This is a genomic window from Nostoc sp. CCY 9925 (assembly GCF_963920935.1).
GTDB lineage: Bacteria > Cyanobacteriota > Cyanobacteriia > Cyanobacteriales > Nostocaceae > Nostoc.
Genome location: NZ_CAWUDO010000307.1, coordinates 1 through 494 on the forward strand (window position 1 = coordinate 1; position 494 = coordinate 494).

Annotated in this window: 1 protein-coding gene; it reads right to left on the minus strand. The window is 35.0% G+C overall.

The features are described 5' to 3' along the window. Positions 1-52: 52 nt before the first annotated feature. Complete coding sequence (locus tag ACM0OY_RS40570) at positions 53-451, minus strand: substrate-binding domain-containing protein (RefSeq protein ID WP_414574328.1); 399 nt, start codon at positions 449-451, stop codon at positions 53-55. Positions 452-494 lie beyond the last annotated feature (43 nt).

Below are 494 nucleotides of genomic sequence, written 5' to 3' on the forward strand. Positions count from 1 at the left end.
TATGACTCATAGTCCAGAATCGTCAAATTGAGAGTCGAAATATTTCAGCAATTTAGGTTAACAGTTTCTGAGCTTGAATTTTTTCAAAAATAGCACCTTCACTAAAAAATTTCTGCCCAATACTCTTCCAGCCTCCTAAATCCTCAGCTTTCAACAGAGTTTTAATTTGAGGAAAATTGCTACTTAGTTCTTTTGCGATTGTAGTATCAACAGGACGAAACCCTATTTTGGCAAATTCTCTTTGCACCTCTGGAGTGTAGAGATATTGGACAAATGCTTCTGCAACTTTTCGAGTAGCGTGTTGTTCAACATTTTTATCTACTACAGCAATAGGATTTTCAATAGAGATATTGACATCAGGGACAACATACGAAAACTTTTCGCCCTTTTGTTTTGATAGGATCATTTCATTTTCATAATTGAGTAAGGCATCACTCTGACCATTGGTGATAGGTTAAGATAAAGCGTATTTTGTCAATCAGTTAAAATACTCA